The following is a 14,424-nucleotide window of genomic DNA, read 5'->3' on the forward strand; positions in this document are numbered from 1 at the left end:
AGACGAAGCTTCATATCAAACATAGCCGAGTCTTTATCATCTCTAAGAGTAAAGTTATTCTCCTTAGCGAAATTTAGAAGGTTGAAATTTAGATATTCGTCTTTAGATGAGGGGAGGGGGAAGTGGCAAGGAGTAGGCACACTACTCCTCTTTTCTATTCTCTGGTAAAACTAAATGACCATTTTTATCTATTAGGGAGTATTGTATCAAGACTATATAAAGGAGGTCGTGGATACGATAATCGTCATAATCACCAGTATAGTTATCATATTTTCTTAAAAACTCAGCATAAGGATTTTTGTCTGTTTTTTTTATGTCTTTTAGATCTCTAAAAGAGTAAAGTATAGGCACATACTTTAAAGTATCTTCAAAAACCTCTTTAAATTTCTCATAGTCTTCGCCGTAAATTCTCTTAAATAGCTCTTTATCGTTCTCATAAAGCATTAAAGCTAGCTTTGCGGTGGAGTTTCTATAGTAAGATCTAGTACAATGGATAGAATCGCCGACACTATAATTATATTTAACCAGTACATGAAAATATTTTGAATACCCATTTATGCATTCTTTTTTAGTTTTAGCTATCCTCTCTCTAGCTATCTTTTGAGCTTTGTCTTTTAAATTTGGATTTTCTTTTACTATTAGATTATAAAGATCAGCAAAGTAGTTATCCCTAAAAGCAAGAAATTTGGACTGGCAGACAAAGTCTTCTAAAGAGTATTCTTTAAATTTATATTTGCCTTTTTTATCAGAACAATTAAAGCTGGGTAATATCTTAGTGCCATAATCATTAAAAGAATGGTCATCACCAGTAAAAAATTTGTCTTCGATCTGTTCAAAATTTTCGATCGCTTTATTGGTAGATTCGCTTGGCATCATAGGCTCAAATCCATATAAATTAAGGCTTGCTACTAAAAATAAAAATACTATTTTTTTAAATTTCATATTTTAGTCCTTTATTTAAATTTCTTAAATATATTTGCTTCTCTTATACGTTTATAAGAGTTTATTCTTAATTGTTTATTACCATCATCTGCTCCAGGATTAACTACTTTTGTTACCTTATTTACTACCTCTTCATTTTCTGAGCCTACTTTGCTTTCGTCTGCTTTTTCATAAATCTTTCTTTTCTCGGCCCAATAATATGCAGCTGATACAAAAGCATAGGTTTTATTTTCAGCTACCAGCTCTGGATTATCTACAAAGCTTACTTCATCTCCTACTAATTTAACTTCATGCGCAAATGTATTAAAGTCAGTATATATTTCCCTGCCAGTTATTTGTATTATCCCTCTGCCTCTATATTTCCAGCCGTCGCCTTCCTGCTTATTTCCTAGTTTTAATTTTTCTGGTCTATTTTCATCAGCATAGCCTAGATTGGCTATGGCTTCTTCATTGGCATACTGAGTTATGCCACTTTTTTTGTTTCCTATTCTTCCTACTTTTTTGCTTCTATCATAATTATTTTTAAAATAGCTAATATTAGACCCCACAAGACCTTCCACACTATAATCTAAGCTCTCTGTCAGTTTTGAGAAGCTACTTTCTACCTCTACCGCACATTGCCCAAAAAAATGCTCTAATCTATTTCTAGTATCAAGCTTATATTTTACATACATTTGAATTCCATCTTCATCATCTCTTCTATTTAGCTCATCTACCATCTCTTGTAATATATATATTCTTGATTTGTTTTTATATTGGTAAATACCTGCTTTAGCATACTTAGCGTAAAAGGATAGTCTTTGATCTCTATTAAAACATTTGCTCCTCTATCCCCATCCACCCACATACCCTTATCTACTCTTGTTATACTCTTTGACTCATTAAAAGAGTTTATAAAGCTATTCATATTATCTTTGCTTAGTAGATTGATACCATACTTGGTATCTTGGTTTATCTTTGTTTGACCTGTTTGGTTTGTGTTGCTTGGGTTTTGATTGTTTGCGGAATTTGCTTCATCTATGTAAATTTGATATCTCTTACTTGTACTATCTTCACTCTTTATCTCTTTAGTAAGTTTGTCATCTTCATAGATATTTATATCCTGTGCTGACATATCTTTATTTATATATAAGTAGCCACTTTTATTTACTAAGGCATCATCATGATTTAAACTAGCTTTAAAGCTCTTCTCTTTTATAGCATGCTCAAACTCATATATGATGAGCTTGTCATCTTTAAATTTAATATATAGAGGTATCTTTATATCTATCCTTATATGGTTTTTACCATATACGCTTTGATATTTAAATTTATCACTCTCTCCTTCAAGATATGCAAAAAATACTATAGTATGACCACCTTGCTTTAGCTTATCTAAATGATCTTTCTTTATAACATCTGAAATTTTAAATGCTATCTCTTTACCCTTTTTATCTTTTAGCTCTACCACATCTTTAGGATTTGATTTAGATACTTCGTTATACTCTATGGTTTTTATGACCTTATATCCCCAAAGTACCTCTTTATACCTCTTGTCTCCTTTTTCTTGTTTATATATAGCCTTTAAACTTATCTCTTCATTTGTCTTAAATGGATACTGGCTATCAGATACTACATTTACTATATGATCTGTTATATCTCTTAAAGATACCTTGTTTGTATAGCTAAAGCTAGCACCACTTTTATCTTTATATCCTATAGATATGATAGCTGTACCAGTGTAGGCATGTATCCCTTTAGTATCATGAATTTTACTTAGATCAGATGAATAGACTATAAGCTTGGTATCTTTCTTATCATTTCTATCTATAGGGATATTAAATGTAGCTGTATATGAGTTTTTCATATCTGACTCTTTGTTTTTAACTAAAGAGCTGCTCTCATATATACTCTTATCACCGCAGTGGTGAAGATATATCTTATCTATATCACTAGCTTCACCTTTTTCGTTTTCAATGATGAGATTATCTAGTGTTAGAGCTAGGCTTGAGCTAGATGTTGATGTAGGTACTACATTATTACCAATAGCTAGACGAAGCTTCATATCAAACATGGCTGAGTCTTTATCATCTCTAAGGGTAAAGTTATTCTCCTTAGCGAAATTTAGAAGGTTGAAATTTAGATATTCGTCTTTAGATGAGGGGAGCTTAAAGTGGCTCATCTTTACAACACCATCTTCTAGCTTGTACTCTATCTCATCGCTACTTTGCCTTATGCTAGTAAAGCAAGCGCCCTTTGTCTTGTTTTTATCATCTTTGCCATCATCGTTTTCTTTATAAAGGATCACACTATCTGACTTGGTCTTTGCGTTTTTAAATTTGATATCTCTATCAGATGAAGCACCATTGTTCTCTTTCTCGTAAGTGTCAAATTTAAAGTCAGTTAGTATTAGCTCGCATAAATTTAGCTTGCCATAGTTTGGTCTGCTAGGATTTAGCTCTTTTGGGTTTAGCTCGCTGCAGTCAAATTCGCTTTGGCTAGCCAGCACGATGGTAAAGTTGCTCTTTTTAGGCTGAAATATCCTAATAGGAGTAGCCGTCTTGATAGGGCAGAGTATGAGCATATCCTCTTGTTTATAAAGCTCTTCTTCTCTTCTTTTTAAAAGCTTATTTATCCTTGAAGCGTTAGAGGTTGAAGAGGAGGTTAAATTTACGCAGTAGATATTTTCGGTCTCAAATTTCTTTGATGTTTCAGAGCTTAAAAGAGAATTTAGCTTATCGGCAAATGGCTTAAATAGCCCCTCGCACTTTGAAGCGGTGCTGTTTGATCTCTCTTCGTCTTTTTGCATAAATTCTAAATGTGTGACGTCCTCTTTGTGCTCTTTGCCGTTTTTGTGTTTTGTTACATACATAGCTTTTGAGATATTTAGGTGGGTAAAGAGGTCTATACACTCGCCAAAGCTGACACGCTCCATGCTAGCCGTGCTAGATGAGTCGCTTAGAGCTTTATTGTTTTCGTCTGACTCGTAAAGGCCAAACTGAGCTGAGATCTTTTTTCTTAAAATTTTAATGTTGTGTGGATTATCACCGCTAAAGCTCTCGTGAGCTAGCCAAAACCACGCTTTAAAGCGACTTTTGCTCTTGATGTATTTTGCTAAAGCTGGGTCGATATTTTTCTTGCTACTTATGTGAAGCAGGGCAAGAAGTGCTACATGCTCTTTTGAGATCTGTGACGTCCCAGATGAAGTGAGCTTGACCTCTTCTAAATTTGCAAGTGACGATCCTCTTAGCTTATCTTTTATATCAGCCACTAGTAACTTTAGCTTTGACTCTAAAATGGCATTTAGCTGCTCATCTTGGCTAAATTTAAACTCAGGCAATGACTCTGAGCCAGCGCCGCCAGAAGCCTTTGTATAAGCAGCCCTTGCAGCGTCATTTATATCGTTAAAAAGCTTTTCTGTATCTATCTTTGAAACCACGATTTTGCTTGTAGTGTCGGTTATTGTTTTTCTAATAGCCTCTATCACTTTTGCTTTGCTAGCACCATAAATTTGAGTGCATATCGCGTCTAGATCGTCTTTTAGACTAAAGCTATAGCCCATAAGTAGCTTGTCGCCAGAGATGAAAGGCTTATTGATGTCGGCGCTATATGATAGTTTGATGATATCTATTAAGTTTTCTTTAAAATTTGCATCATTTCTAGGGGTAATTGGCATAAAATTCTTCCTTAATTTTTTCGCCAAATATTAACATAAACTTAAAAAGTATTCAATAAAAAACTCTTATAGAGAAAATTTTTGCTTTTTCTTTAAATTTTGGTAGCAAATTTTAGACAAAACGCTAATATCTAAAAAATAGCTTAAAATCAAAGAGCCCTTATAAACTCTTTAAATTTATCTCCTCGCTCGGCGTAGCTCTTAAACTGATCAAGGCTCGCAGCTGCTGGGCTTAGAAGTGCTATCTCGCCACTTTTAAGCTCTTTGCTTATCTCATTTACAGCGTTTTGTAAAAAGTCGCATTTTAGGGCAGGCACGTTAAATTTAGCAGCTAAATTCATAAGTTTGTCACTGTTTGAGCCGATGGCGTAAATTTTGACTTTAAGAGCCTTTAAAATTTCAAATAGCTCATCCATGCTAACGCCCTTGTCATCGCCACCTAAGATTAGGTGCATAAAGTGATCTTTGTAGCGTTTTACGGCTTGAATGCTCGCATCTATGTTTGTCGCTTTTGTGTCATTTACCCAGGTTCGACCCTTGTTATCAGTAAATTCTTCAAGCTTGTTTGCTTCAATAACAAAGGTGTTTAAAAGCTCAACGTCACAGCGGTCAAATAAAATTTTCTCCACCGCCAGTGCTAGCAGCGCGTCAAGTAAAAACGGCGTTTTAAAGGCTATATCGCCCAAATTTACGCCGCAAAATTTAGCCAAGTCGCTCTCATCTTTATAGGTGATCACCTTGGCTTTTGTGGGCGTTTTAGCGTAAATTTCAGGCACGATAGCTACGCTTGTTTCGCTCATGCTAGCAAGCGGCTTAAGCTTTGCCTTTTCGTACTCGCTCATGTTGCCATGCCAGCTTAGATGATCTGGAGTGATCGGCAAAAGCACGTAGATGCCAGGCGTTGCGTGCTTTGTGTAGTGCAGCGTAAATGAACTAGTCTCAAGTATCCAAATTTTAGCGTGTGGGTTTAAAATTGCTAGCGCGATGCCGACGTTACCGCCCATGACTGAGCCTTTGCTCTCTAGCAGGTGCTGCATCATCTTTGTGGTCGTCGTCTTGCCGTTTGTGCCGCTTATCCAGACGTTAAATGGCAGATGCGCCTTGTAAATTTCATAAAAATAGTCATATTCGCTAACTAAATTTTTAGCTTTTTTTATAAGCTCGTGGTGAGGCGGAATGCCAGGGCTTGGTATCTCTAGGCCGCTTTTTGCTGGGTCAAATTCGCTAACTGGCAAAAGAGCGTTGCCAAACTCATCTTTTGAAATTTCGCTAAATTTATCGTCATAAATATCCCAAAGTCCGTCATTTACGAAGTTTTTAGCGATCGCCTTTGTCGTGCCACCATAGCCAAATAGTGATTTTCTCATACTTTTATCCTCTTTTGCCCCATAAAATTTCTACTATCTCGTTAGCACTTAGCTCACGCATCACGCCCTCTATCTCGCGGCGATCAAAGAGCTCAAAGCTAAAGGTTTTGGCAAAATTTAGCTTTAAAAACTCTGCAAAATAAGCGCCTTTGCAGGCAAATGTCACTCTTACATAAAATGCCTCTAAAAAATCATCTTCAAATTCAGGCACAGGCGCCAACATACGCTCCACGATCTGCCTAAGCTCGTCTTTTGTTATATCAGGCACCACTTTAGGCTCTGGCAAGGCGATGTCAAAGGCTAGATTTTCAGCGCCCTCGGCCTCCCACCACTCGTGCAGGCTAAATTTACTCATATCCTTGCCACTTATCTTAGCTAGACGATCGGTCACCTTGCGGTACTCTTCGCCGTCCTCATCGCCAAATTCGTCGCAATAGTCGGTGTAAGCTAAAATTTGCTCCAAAATTTCATCATACTTTTTTCTAGCACTCTCAAAGTCAGGCTCTATCTGCGCTCGCATGATCTACCTGATCTTTAGCGCCGTTAGTGCGATCAAATTTGCCAAAAGCGCGATGATCCAAAAGCGCACGATGATCTTATTTTCCGCCCAGCCCTTTATCTCAAAATGGTGATGTATAGGCGCCATTAAGAAAATTCTGCGTTTAAAAATTTTAAAGCTACCCACCTGCAAGATGACGCTTAGGGTCTCAACGACAAAGATGAGGCCGATGATGATGAGCAAAATTTCGTTTTTGGTCGCAACGCCCATAAAGCCGATATATGCGCCAACGCTTAGGCTACCGCTATCACCCATAAAGACCTCGGCCGGATGGCAGTTAAACCACAAAAAGCCCATGAGTGAGCCAATTAGCGCAGAGGCTACGACGACGCTCTCACCAACGCCTGTGATCTTTGGTAAAAGTAGGTACGAGCTAAAGACAGCGTGGCCGCAGATGTAGGCAAAAACGCCAAGAGTTAGAAGCGAAAATATCGATGGTACGGCGGCAAGTCCGTCAAGTCCGTCTGTTAAATTTACCGCATTTGAGGCTGCGACGATGACTAGCGTCCAAAAGAAAATGGCAAAAATTTTCATGTCAAAGATCGGCTGCTTGTAAAATGGCAGGTAAAACTCGGTGTTTAGCTCTTTGCTAAAGTAGAGAAATGCTGCGAGCAAAAAGGCGATGAGAAACTGAAAAAAGAGCTTTGCCTTTGGGCTTAGGCCGGCGTGGTTTTTCGCACCTAAAATTTTGCTGTAGTCATCCTTATAGCCAAGCAGAGTGAAGCAAACTAGGCAAAAGAGCGAGGCTAGCACGAAAGCGTTATCAAGCCTTGCGCAGATGATCGTAGCGATCACGGCTGTAAAGACAAAGACAAGTCCGCCCATGGTCGGCGTTTTTGCCTTTTTTTGGTGAGTTTGCGGGGCAAGCTCGTAGATAGGCTGAGCGGCGTTTTTTGCCTTTGCCCAGGCGATAAATTTAGGCATCAGATAAGCTGTCAAGATAAATGCTATGAAAAACGCGATGCCAGCGCGAACGGTGATATACTGAAAGATATTAAAATTTAAAATTTCGTAGATATAGTAAAACATAGGGGCCTTTATTTTAAAAAAAAGCAATTTTAGTATAATGGCCTTAAAAATTATCTAAATTTAAGGATAAAATTTAAAAATGGCTCAAAAAACTATACTTATAATAACTGATGGCATTGGTTCAAACAAAAATGGCAAATTTAACGCATTTGAGGCGGCTAAAAAGCCAAACTACGATAAATTTTTTAAAGAAATTCCAAACTCACTCATAAAAACCTCTGGAAACGCTGTGGGACTACCTGAAGGGCAGATGGGAAATAGCGAAGTAGGGCACATGTGCATAGGAAGTGGGCGAGTTTTATATCAAAATTTGGTCAAAATTTCACGCGGCTTTAATGACGGCTCAGTAGCAGAAAATGAAGCGCTAAAGGCTCTTTTTAAAAAGTGCAAAAAGATCCACGTCATAGGGCTTTATAGCGACGGTGGCGTACACTCTCACATGGAGCATTTTGATGGCATGTGTGAGCTTGCTAGCAAAAGTGGCTGCGAAGTTTTTGCCCACGCTATCACCGACGGACGCGACGTTAGCCCAAATAGCGGTCTAAATTTCATAAAAAGCTTGGAGGCTAAATTTAAGGTAGCAACCGTCTGTGGCAGATTTTACGCGATGGATAGAGATAAACGCTGGGAGCGCGTAAAAGAGGCCTATGATAGCTTGGTAAAGGGAGCAAATTTAAGCAGCTTATCGCCAAGTGAGTATCTACAAAAAAGCTACGATGAGGGCGTGACTGACGAGTTTGTAAAGCCAGCAAGCTTTAATGGCTTTAGTGGCATGGGCGAAGATGACGGCGTGATCGTAATAAATTTTAGAAATGATAGAGCAAGAGAGATTTGCCAGGCTCTTGGCGAGGAGAAATTTAGCGAGTTTGAGCGACCATTTGCTATCAAAAATCTAATCACCATGACCGAATACGACGCAAATTTTAAATTTGAAGTGCTCTTTAAAAATGAAAAGATAAAAAACACTCTAAGCGAGGTCATAGCGGCTGCTGGCCTAAGGCAGCTTCACACGGCTGAGACTGAAAAATACGCCCACGTAACATTTTTCTTTAATGGCGGCGTCGAGGAGCTAGCCAGCAACGAAACTAGGGTGCTCATCCCTAGTCCAAAAGTAAAAACCTACGACGAAAAGCCAGAGATGAGCGCTGCAGAGGTTTGCAAAGCTGTGCTAAAGGGCATGGATGACGAGCAAGACTTTATCGTGGTAAATTTCGCAAATGGCGATATGGTGGGACATACTGGTAACTACGAGGCCGCTATAAAAGCAGTCGAAGCGGTGGATGCGGCTCTTGGAGAAATTTACGCCAAGGCAAAAGAGAAAAACTACGCTATGATCATCACGAGCGATCACGGAAACTGCGAAGAGATGCGTGATAGCAGCGGCGAGCTACTGACAAACCACACGACTTATGATGTCTTTTGCTTTGTGATGGCTGATGGTGTAAAAGAGCTAAAAAATGGCGGACTAAACAACATCGCGCCTAGCGTTTTAAAGCTCATGGAGCTTGAGATCCCAGCTGAAATGGACGAGGCGTTATTTTAAATTTGATAATATAAGCAAAATTTATAAGGAGAATCTATGAAATTTAGCGGAAAAAACGTGCTAATAACAGGTGCAAGCAGAGGTATCGGCGCACAGATCGCAAAGACGCTTGCAAATATGGGCTTAAAAGTGTGGATAAACTACCGCTCAAAGCCTGAGATAGCAGATGCTTTGCAAGCTGAGATCGAGCAAAATGGCGGCAAGGCTGCAGTGATAAAATTTGACGCGACAGACGAAGATGAGTTTATAAAAGGTATAAATTTGATAGTTGATAGCGACGGTGAGCTAAGCTACCTCGTAAATAACGCTGGTATCACAAATGACAAGCTAGCGCTTCGCATGAAAACTAGCGAATTTACAGATGTGATAAATGCAAATTTAACTTCAGCTTTCATAGGATGCAGAGAGGCTTTAAAAGTGATGAGTAAAAAGCGCTTTGGAGCGGTCGTAAATGTCGCATCTATCGTTGGTGAGATGGGAAATGCTGGGCAGGTGAATTATTCAGCCAGCAAAGGCGGACTAATCGCTATGAGCAAGAGCTTTGCAAAAGAGGGCGCAAGTAGAAATATCCGCTTTAACAGCGTAACTCCAGGCTTTATCGAGACTGATATGACGCATGGACTAAGTGATGAGGTAAAAAAAACTTATAGCGACAACATCCCACTAAAACGCTTTGGCAGCGCTAGTGAGGTGGCCGAGGCTGTGGCATTTTTACTAAGTGATCACGCTAGCTACGTGACTGGCGAGACGCTAAAAATAAACGGCGGACTTTATATGTAATGAAATTTCAACAAGTTTTGAAATTTAAAATAAATAAAAGCGTAAATATTATAAGATAACAGACATTTTTTATAAGGAGACCTTAAATGGCAGTATTTGAAGACGTAAGAGACGTAGTTGTAGAGCAACTAAGCGTAGATCCACAAGCGGTAAAACTAGAGTCTAAAATCATCGAAGATTTGGGCGCTGATTCACTTGACGTTGTAGAGCTAGTTATGGCTTTAGAAGAGAAATTTGAAGTAGAAATTCCTGATAGCGAAGCAGAGAAATTAGTAAGCATTCAAGACGTTGTAAATTATATAGAAAAACTAGGCAAATAATTTAAATTTGCATAGTTTGATTTAAGGAGATGTATTGAAACGAGTCGTTGTAACTGGTATTGGCATGATAAACGCACTTGGTCTTGATAAAGAGAGCTCTTTTAAGGCTATTTGCGAGGGTAAAACAGGTGTGAAAGAGATCACGAGCTTTGATGTAAGCGAATTCCCTGTTAAAATTGCTGCCGAGATAACTGATTTTGATCCAAATAGCATTTTAGACGGCAAAGAGGTGAAAAAAGTAGATCGTTTCATACAGCTTGGCATAAAAGCATCTAACGAAGCTATGGCTGATGCAAATTTAAAAGAGTTTGATGCTCATAAATTTGGCGTTAGTTCAGCAGCTGGTATAGGTGGTTTGCCAAATATTGAGAAAAACTCAATCACATATTTTGAAAAAGGCGTAAAGAGAATTTCGCCATTTTTCATCCCATCTGCACTTGTAAATATGCTAGGTGGCATAGTTTCAATAAATCACGGACTAAAAGGTCCAAATTTATCAAGCGTAACAGCTTGTGCGGCAAGCACTCATGCGATATCACAAGCTGCAAAATGCATAATGATCGGTCAAGCAACAAATATGCTAGTTATCGGCGCTGAGTCAACTATCTGTGGCGTTGGCATAGGCGGTTTTGCAGCGATGAAAGCGCTATCAACAAGAAACGATGAGCCAAGTAAGGCATCAAGGCCATTTGATGCAAACCGCGATGGCTTTGTAATGGGCGAGGGCGCTGGCGCACTTGTGCTTGAAGAGTATGAGTCAGCTGTTGCAAGAGGTGCTAAAATTTACGCTGAAGTAGTTGGCTTTGGTGAGAGCGGAGACGCACACCACATCACATCACCAACACTTGAAGGTCCATTAAGCGCGATGAAACAAGCACTTGATATGGCAAAAGGCGTAAAGATAGACTATGTCAATGCACATGGTACTTCAACACCAGTAAATGATAAAAATGAAACAGCTGCACTTAAGGCTGTTTTTGGTGATAAGTGCCCACCAGTTAGTTCAACTAAAGGTCAGACTGGACACTGCTTGGGTGGTGCTGGTGCGATCGAAGCTGTCATATCTATAATGGCAATGAGAGATGGCATCATCCCTCCAACGATAAACTACGAAACGCCAGATCCAGACTGTGATCTAGACTACGTTCCAAATAAAGCTAGAAAAGCTGATATAAAAGCTGTTATGAGTAACTCATTTGGCTTTGGCGGAACAAACGGCGTCGTGATATTTAAAAAGTTGGATTAAGATGTCAAATTATTTAGATTTTGAAAAGAGCATAAAGCAGATTGATGAAGATATAGCAAATGCTAAGATCAGAGGCGATGAACATGCTGTTGAAATTTTAAATAAGAACCTATCTAAAGAGATATCAAAAGTATATAAAAATTTAAACGAATATCAACGTTTACAACTTGCTCGCCATCCAGATAGACCATACGCTATTGATTATATAAATTCATTTTTAGTTGATGGCTATGAGATCCATGGCGACAGGGCATTTCGCGACGACCCAGCAATAGTTTGCTACATCGGCTATATCGGTGGTAAAAAGGCTATCGTTATAGGCGAGCAAAAAGGTCGTGGCACTAAAAATAAACTAAAAAGAAATTTTGGTATGCCTCATCCAGAGGGTTACCGAAAGGCTTTACGCGTAGCAAAATTGGCTGAGAAATTTAATCTACCTATCTTATTTTTGATAGACACTCCGGGCGCATATCCTGGTGTTGGCGCTGAAGAGCGAGGTCAAAGCGAGGCCATAGCTAGAAATTTATTTGAATTTGCAAATTTAAAAACTCCAATAATAGCTGTCGTTATCGGTGAAGGTGGAAGTGGCGGCGCTTTAGCAATAGGCGTGGCTGATAGACTTGCTATGATGAAAAACTCTGTCTTTTCAGTCATCTCGCCAGAGGGTTGTGCAGCGATACTTTGGAACGACCCAGCTAAACAAGAGCAAGCCACAAAATCTATGAAGATAACGGCTGATGACTTAAAAAATTTATCGCTTATAGATGACGTGATAAACGAGCCGATAAATGGAGCTCATAGAGATAAAGACGGTGCCGCAAAAGCACTTGCAAACTACTTCATCTCAGAGCTAGCCGAGCTTGAGAAGCTTGATATAAACGAGCTTGTCGCAAAAAGAATAGACAAAATCCTCTCTATCGGGGCTTATGAAGAGTAAAATTTATAGTCGCAAGTGAGTTGAAAGTTTAAGTAAATTTGCTTGCGGTCTCCTTTACGCTAAATTTAATGTGCCTTTTTTTAAATTTTAAAAATTAAACAATTTTATATTTTTATCCCACTCTTTTAAATTTTAATAACTCATCTATGCGACTTTTAAGTCTTTAAAGCTAAAATTCTTAGCAAATTTCATAAAGGCTATTTGTGGATAAATTTCAAGAAAAATATATAAAACTTTCAAAAGATTACTACAAAAATAACGGCAATGCGGCGAGCGTGGAGGCTTTGTATCAGTTCAAAGAAGAGCTTGAGACAAGCGAGGATATGCAGGCAAAGAGCGTTTTAGTCGATATTTATCAACTTTTGTCTATGCAAAAGAGTGCTTACGAGCTACTTTTAAAGATACATGACAAAAACGACAAAAAGCAGCTAAAAACGCTTGGCTACCTTGCGCAGTTTGTGGATGAGGGCGATAAATGGGCGGTGCCAAGGCCAAAGAGCAAAGAGCAAATTTTAGCTCAAAAGGCAAAGGCTGCCACCTTGCCAAAATTTCGCTATCACCCAGAGCCATTAAAAACTGGCGCATTTAAAGATGATATGAATGTCATTTGCGAGTGCTGCGGCAAAAACACAGAAATTTATTACAACAATGGCGTCTATAGCGAGCAAGACGTCACCTATCTTTGCCCAGCCTGCATCGCAAATGGCGAGGCTGCCAAGAAATTTGACGCTACCTTTGTGCAGGGTGCCGACAATCTTGCCACAGATGACGCCAAAAAAGATGATGAGCTTTTTAGAAGAACACCTGGCTATGAGAGCTGGCAGGGCGAGCACTGGGTGGCGTGCTGTGATGATTATTGCGCATTTTTGGGCGATGTGGGCACTAAGGAGCTTGATGAGCTCGGCATCGCAGACGAGGTCTTTGATGACTACGCAAAAAGGGACGATTACGACGTCAAAATGGCTCGCGAGCTACTCGTAGCAGGCGGCGACTTTGCTGGGTATTTGTTTCGCTGCTTACACTGCAAAAAGTATCACATCTACATTGATGCTTGCTAGAAAGGAAAAATATGGATCTAAATGAAATTTATAAAGGCTGCAAAGAGCGCGGTTTGGAGGGGCTTTTTGAGTTTTTAAAGCCAATGGCCAAAAATGCTATAAAGATAGATACGCAGGCTAAAGATGATGGTGATATCGCTGTTGGAGCGTCTAAATTTGGCGGGCAGCCAGATCTGCCAGCTAGCGTGCCTTGGCCATCAAATGAAAACGGCGCGCTTAGCTTTGTAGCGCAGATAAATTTTGCCGAGGCGAGCAAATTTGACACCGACAGGCTCCTACCAAAAAGTGGCATGCTATATCTTTTTTATGATATAAATTTACGTATTTGGGGTTACGACCCTGCTGATAAAAAGGGCTTTGCCGTGATCTTTAGTGAGGTAGCTCAAGACCAGCTTGCTCGACAAAACGTGGATAGCAGAAATTTCACATTTGGCGCACGCTCTCTTAGCTTTAAAAATGAGCAAAATTTGCCAAGTTTGCAAAGCTCGCTCGTGCCATTTGCCAAATTTAGAGAGGAGGAGTGGGAGGCATATCACGAGATCATCGAGCCAAGCTGGCAGGCCAAAGAAAACAAGCTCCTTGGTCACTCTGACAACATCCAAGATGGCATGGAGCTAGAGTGCGAGCTCGTGGCAAACGGCCTTGACTGCGGCGATAGTAGCGCTTATCACCACCCAAATATCGCTGAGTTTGAGAAAAATGCCGCCCAGTGGCAGCTGCTTTTGCAGATAGATAGCGACTGGGATAGCGACATGGACTGGGACGGAGAGGGCAGAGTTTATCTGTGGATAAAGAGGGGCGACCTGGCGGCGCGCGACTTTAGCAAGACGTGGCTAGTTTTGCAGACGAGCTAGGGGCGAAATTTAGCCAAAAGCTTTTGATATGCATCTGGTAGTAAAATTATTATTGCTGTTTTTGGCACGCTATCTAAATTTTGCGATTAGAGCGTGTGAATTTAAAGGTAAATGGCATGTGAAATTTATGCTAG

Annotated in this window: 13 protein-coding genes; 7 read left to right on the top strand and 6 right to left on the bottom strand. The window is 39.6% G+C overall.

Annotated elements, in window-relative coordinates:
- Positions 1 to 141: 141 nt before the first annotated feature.
- The 6 genes from G6W43_RS02025 to mraY form a co-directional block, all read right to left on the bottom strand.
- Positions 142 to 942 carry a hypothetical protein gene (locus G6W43_RS02025; protein ID WP_194169020.1) on the bottom strand — a complete coding sequence of 267 codons (801 nt, stop codon included), beginning with the start codon at positions 940 to 942 and terminating at the stop codon, positions 142 to 144.
- A gap of 11 nt (positions 943 to 953) precedes the next feature.
- Positions 954 to 1,661, bottom strand: a complete 708-nt coding sequence (locus G6W43_RS02030) for a hypothetical protein (protein ID WP_194169021.1) — start codon at positions 1,659 to 1,661, stop codon at positions 954 to 956.
- The gene (locus G6W43_RS02035; protein WP_194169022.1) at positions 1,655 to 4,597 is read right to left on the bottom strand and encodes a hypothetical protein; all 2,943 of its coding nucleotides are present in this window, start codon (positions 4,595 to 4,597) and stop codon (positions 1,655 to 1,657) included. The genes G6W43_RS02030 and G6W43_RS02035 overlap by 7 nt, the downstream gene beginning before the upstream one ends.
- Before the next feature lie 149 nt (positions 4,598 to 4,746).
- Complete coding sequence (gene murD / locus G6W43_RS02040; protein ID WP_194169023.1) at positions 4,747 to 5,964, bottom strand: UDP-N-acetylmuramoyl-L-alanine--D-glutamate ligase; 1,218 nt, start codon at positions 5,962 to 5,964, stop codon at positions 4,747 to 4,749.
- A 4-nt stretch (positions 5,965 to 5,968) separates the two neighbouring features.
- Positions 5,969 to 6,484, bottom strand: coding sequence for a hypothetical protein (locus tag G6W43_RS02045; RefSeq protein ID WP_194169024.1), 516 nt, complete (start codon positions 6,482 to 6,484; stop codon positions 5,969 to 5,971).
- Between the two features lie 3 nt (positions 6,485 to 6,487).
- Positions 6,488 to 7,552, bottom strand: coding sequence for a phospho-N-acetylmuramoyl-pentapeptide-transferase (gene mraY / locus G6W43_RS02050; RefSeq protein ID WP_194169025.1), 1,065 nt, complete (start codon positions 7,550 to 7,552; stop codon positions 6,488 to 6,490).
- A 79-nt stretch (positions 7,553 to 7,631) separates the two neighbouring features.
- On the opposite strand from mraY, the gene gpmI reads away from it, so the two are divergent.
- From gpmI to G6W43_RS02085, 7 genes are all read left to right on the top strand, one after another.
- Positions 7,632 to 9,095, top strand: a complete 1,464-nt coding sequence (gene gpmI / locus G6W43_RS02055) for a 2,3-bisphosphoglycerate-independent phosphoglycerate mutase (protein WP_194169026.1) — start codon at positions 7,632 to 7,634, stop codon at positions 9,093 to 9,095.
- A gap of 36 nt (positions 9,096 to 9,131) precedes the next feature.
- On the top strand, positions 9,132 to 9,875 hold the full coding sequence (fabG, locus tag G6W43_RS02060) for a 3-oxoacyl-ACP reductase FabG (RefSeq protein WP_021083753.1): 744 nt from the start codon (positions 9,132 to 9,134) through the stop codon (positions 9,873 to 9,875).
- 86 nt (positions 9,876 to 9,961) lie between these two features.
- Complete coding sequence (gene acpP / locus G6W43_RS02065) at positions 9,962 to 10,195, top strand: acyl carrier protein (RefSeq protein ID WP_002941395.1); 234 nt, start codon at positions 9,962 to 9,964, stop codon at positions 10,193 to 10,195.
- A 34-nt stretch (positions 10,196 to 10,229) separates the two neighbouring features.
- Complete coding sequence (locus G6W43_RS02070; protein WP_012140277.1) at positions 10,230 to 11,441, top strand: beta-ketoacyl-ACP synthase II; 1,212 nt, start codon at positions 10,230 to 10,232, stop codon at positions 11,439 to 11,441.
- A gap of 1 nt (position 11,442) precedes the next feature.
- The gene (gene accA, locus G6W43_RS02075) at positions 11,443 to 12,378 is read left to right on the top strand and encodes an acetyl-CoA carboxylase carboxyl transferase subunit alpha (RefSeq protein WP_021087975.1); all 936 of its coding nucleotides are present in this window, start codon (positions 11,443 to 11,445) and stop codon (positions 12,376 to 12,378) included.
- A 203-nt stretch (positions 12,379 to 12,581) separates the two neighbouring features.
- Positions 12,582 to 13,436: a CbrC family protein gene (locus tag G6W43_RS10575; protein ID WP_194169027.1), complete on the top strand. Its 855-nt coding sequence runs from the start codon at positions 12,582 to 12,584 to the stop codon at positions 13,434 to 13,436.
- 11 nt (positions 13,437 to 13,447) lie between these two features.
- Positions 13,448 to 14,290, top strand: a complete 843-nt coding sequence (locus G6W43_RS02085; RefSeq protein ID WP_194169028.1) for a YwqG family protein — start codon at positions 13,448 to 13,450, stop codon at positions 14,288 to 14,290.
- The last annotated feature ends 134 nt before the right edge of the window (positions 14,291 to 14,424 follow it).

Origin of the sequence: Campylobacter concisus, from assembly GCF_015229965.1 — a bacterium.
Taxonomy (GTDB): domain Bacteria; phylum Campylobacterota; class Campylobacteria; order Campylobacterales; family Campylobacteraceae; genus Campylobacter_A; species Campylobacter_A concisus_BD.

Excerpts from the sequence above, each read along its gene's own strand:
- G6W43_RS02025 (WP_194169020.1), bottom strand. The coding sequence starts at position 942 with ATGAAATTTAAAAAAATAGTATTTTTATTTTTAGTAGCAAGCCTTAAT.
- G6W43_RS02030 (WP_194169021.1), bottom strand. The coding sequence starts at position 1,661 with ATGGTAGATGAGCTAAATAGAAGAGATGATGAAGATGGAATTCAAATG.
- G6W43_RS02035 (WP_194169022.1), bottom strand. The coding sequence starts at position 4,597 with ATGCCAATTACCCCTAGAAATGATGCAAATTTTAAAGAAAACTTAATA.
- murD (WP_194169023.1), bottom strand. The coding sequence starts at position 5,964 with ATGAGAAAATCACTATTTGGCTATGGTGGCACGACAAAGGCGATCGCT.
- G6W43_RS02045 (WP_194169024.1), bottom strand. The coding sequence starts at position 6,484 with ATGCGAGCGCAGATAGAGCCTGACTTTGAGAGTGCTAGAAAAAAGTAT.
- mraY (WP_194169025.1), bottom strand. The coding sequence starts at position 7,552 with ATGTTTTACTATATCTACGAAATTTTAAATTTTAATATCTTTCAGTAT.
- gpmI (WP_194169026.1), top strand. The coding sequence starts at position 7,632 with ATGGCTCAAAAAACTATACTTATAATAACTGATGGCATTGGTTCAAAC.
- fabG (WP_021083753.1), top strand. The coding sequence starts at position 9,132 with ATGAAATTTAGCGGAAAAAACGTGCTAATAACAGGTGCAAGCAGAGGT.
- acpP (WP_002941395.1), top strand. The coding sequence starts at position 9,962 with ATGGCAGTATTTGAAGACGTAAGAGACGTAGTTGTAGAGCAACTAAGC.
- accA (WP_021087975.1), top strand. The coding sequence starts at position 11,443 with ATGTCAAATTATTTAGATTTTGAAAAGAGCATAAAGCAGATTGATGAA.
- G6W43_RS02085 (WP_194169028.1), top strand. The coding sequence starts at position 13,448 with ATGGATCTAAATGAAATTTATAAAGGCTGCAAAGAGCGCGGTTTGGAG.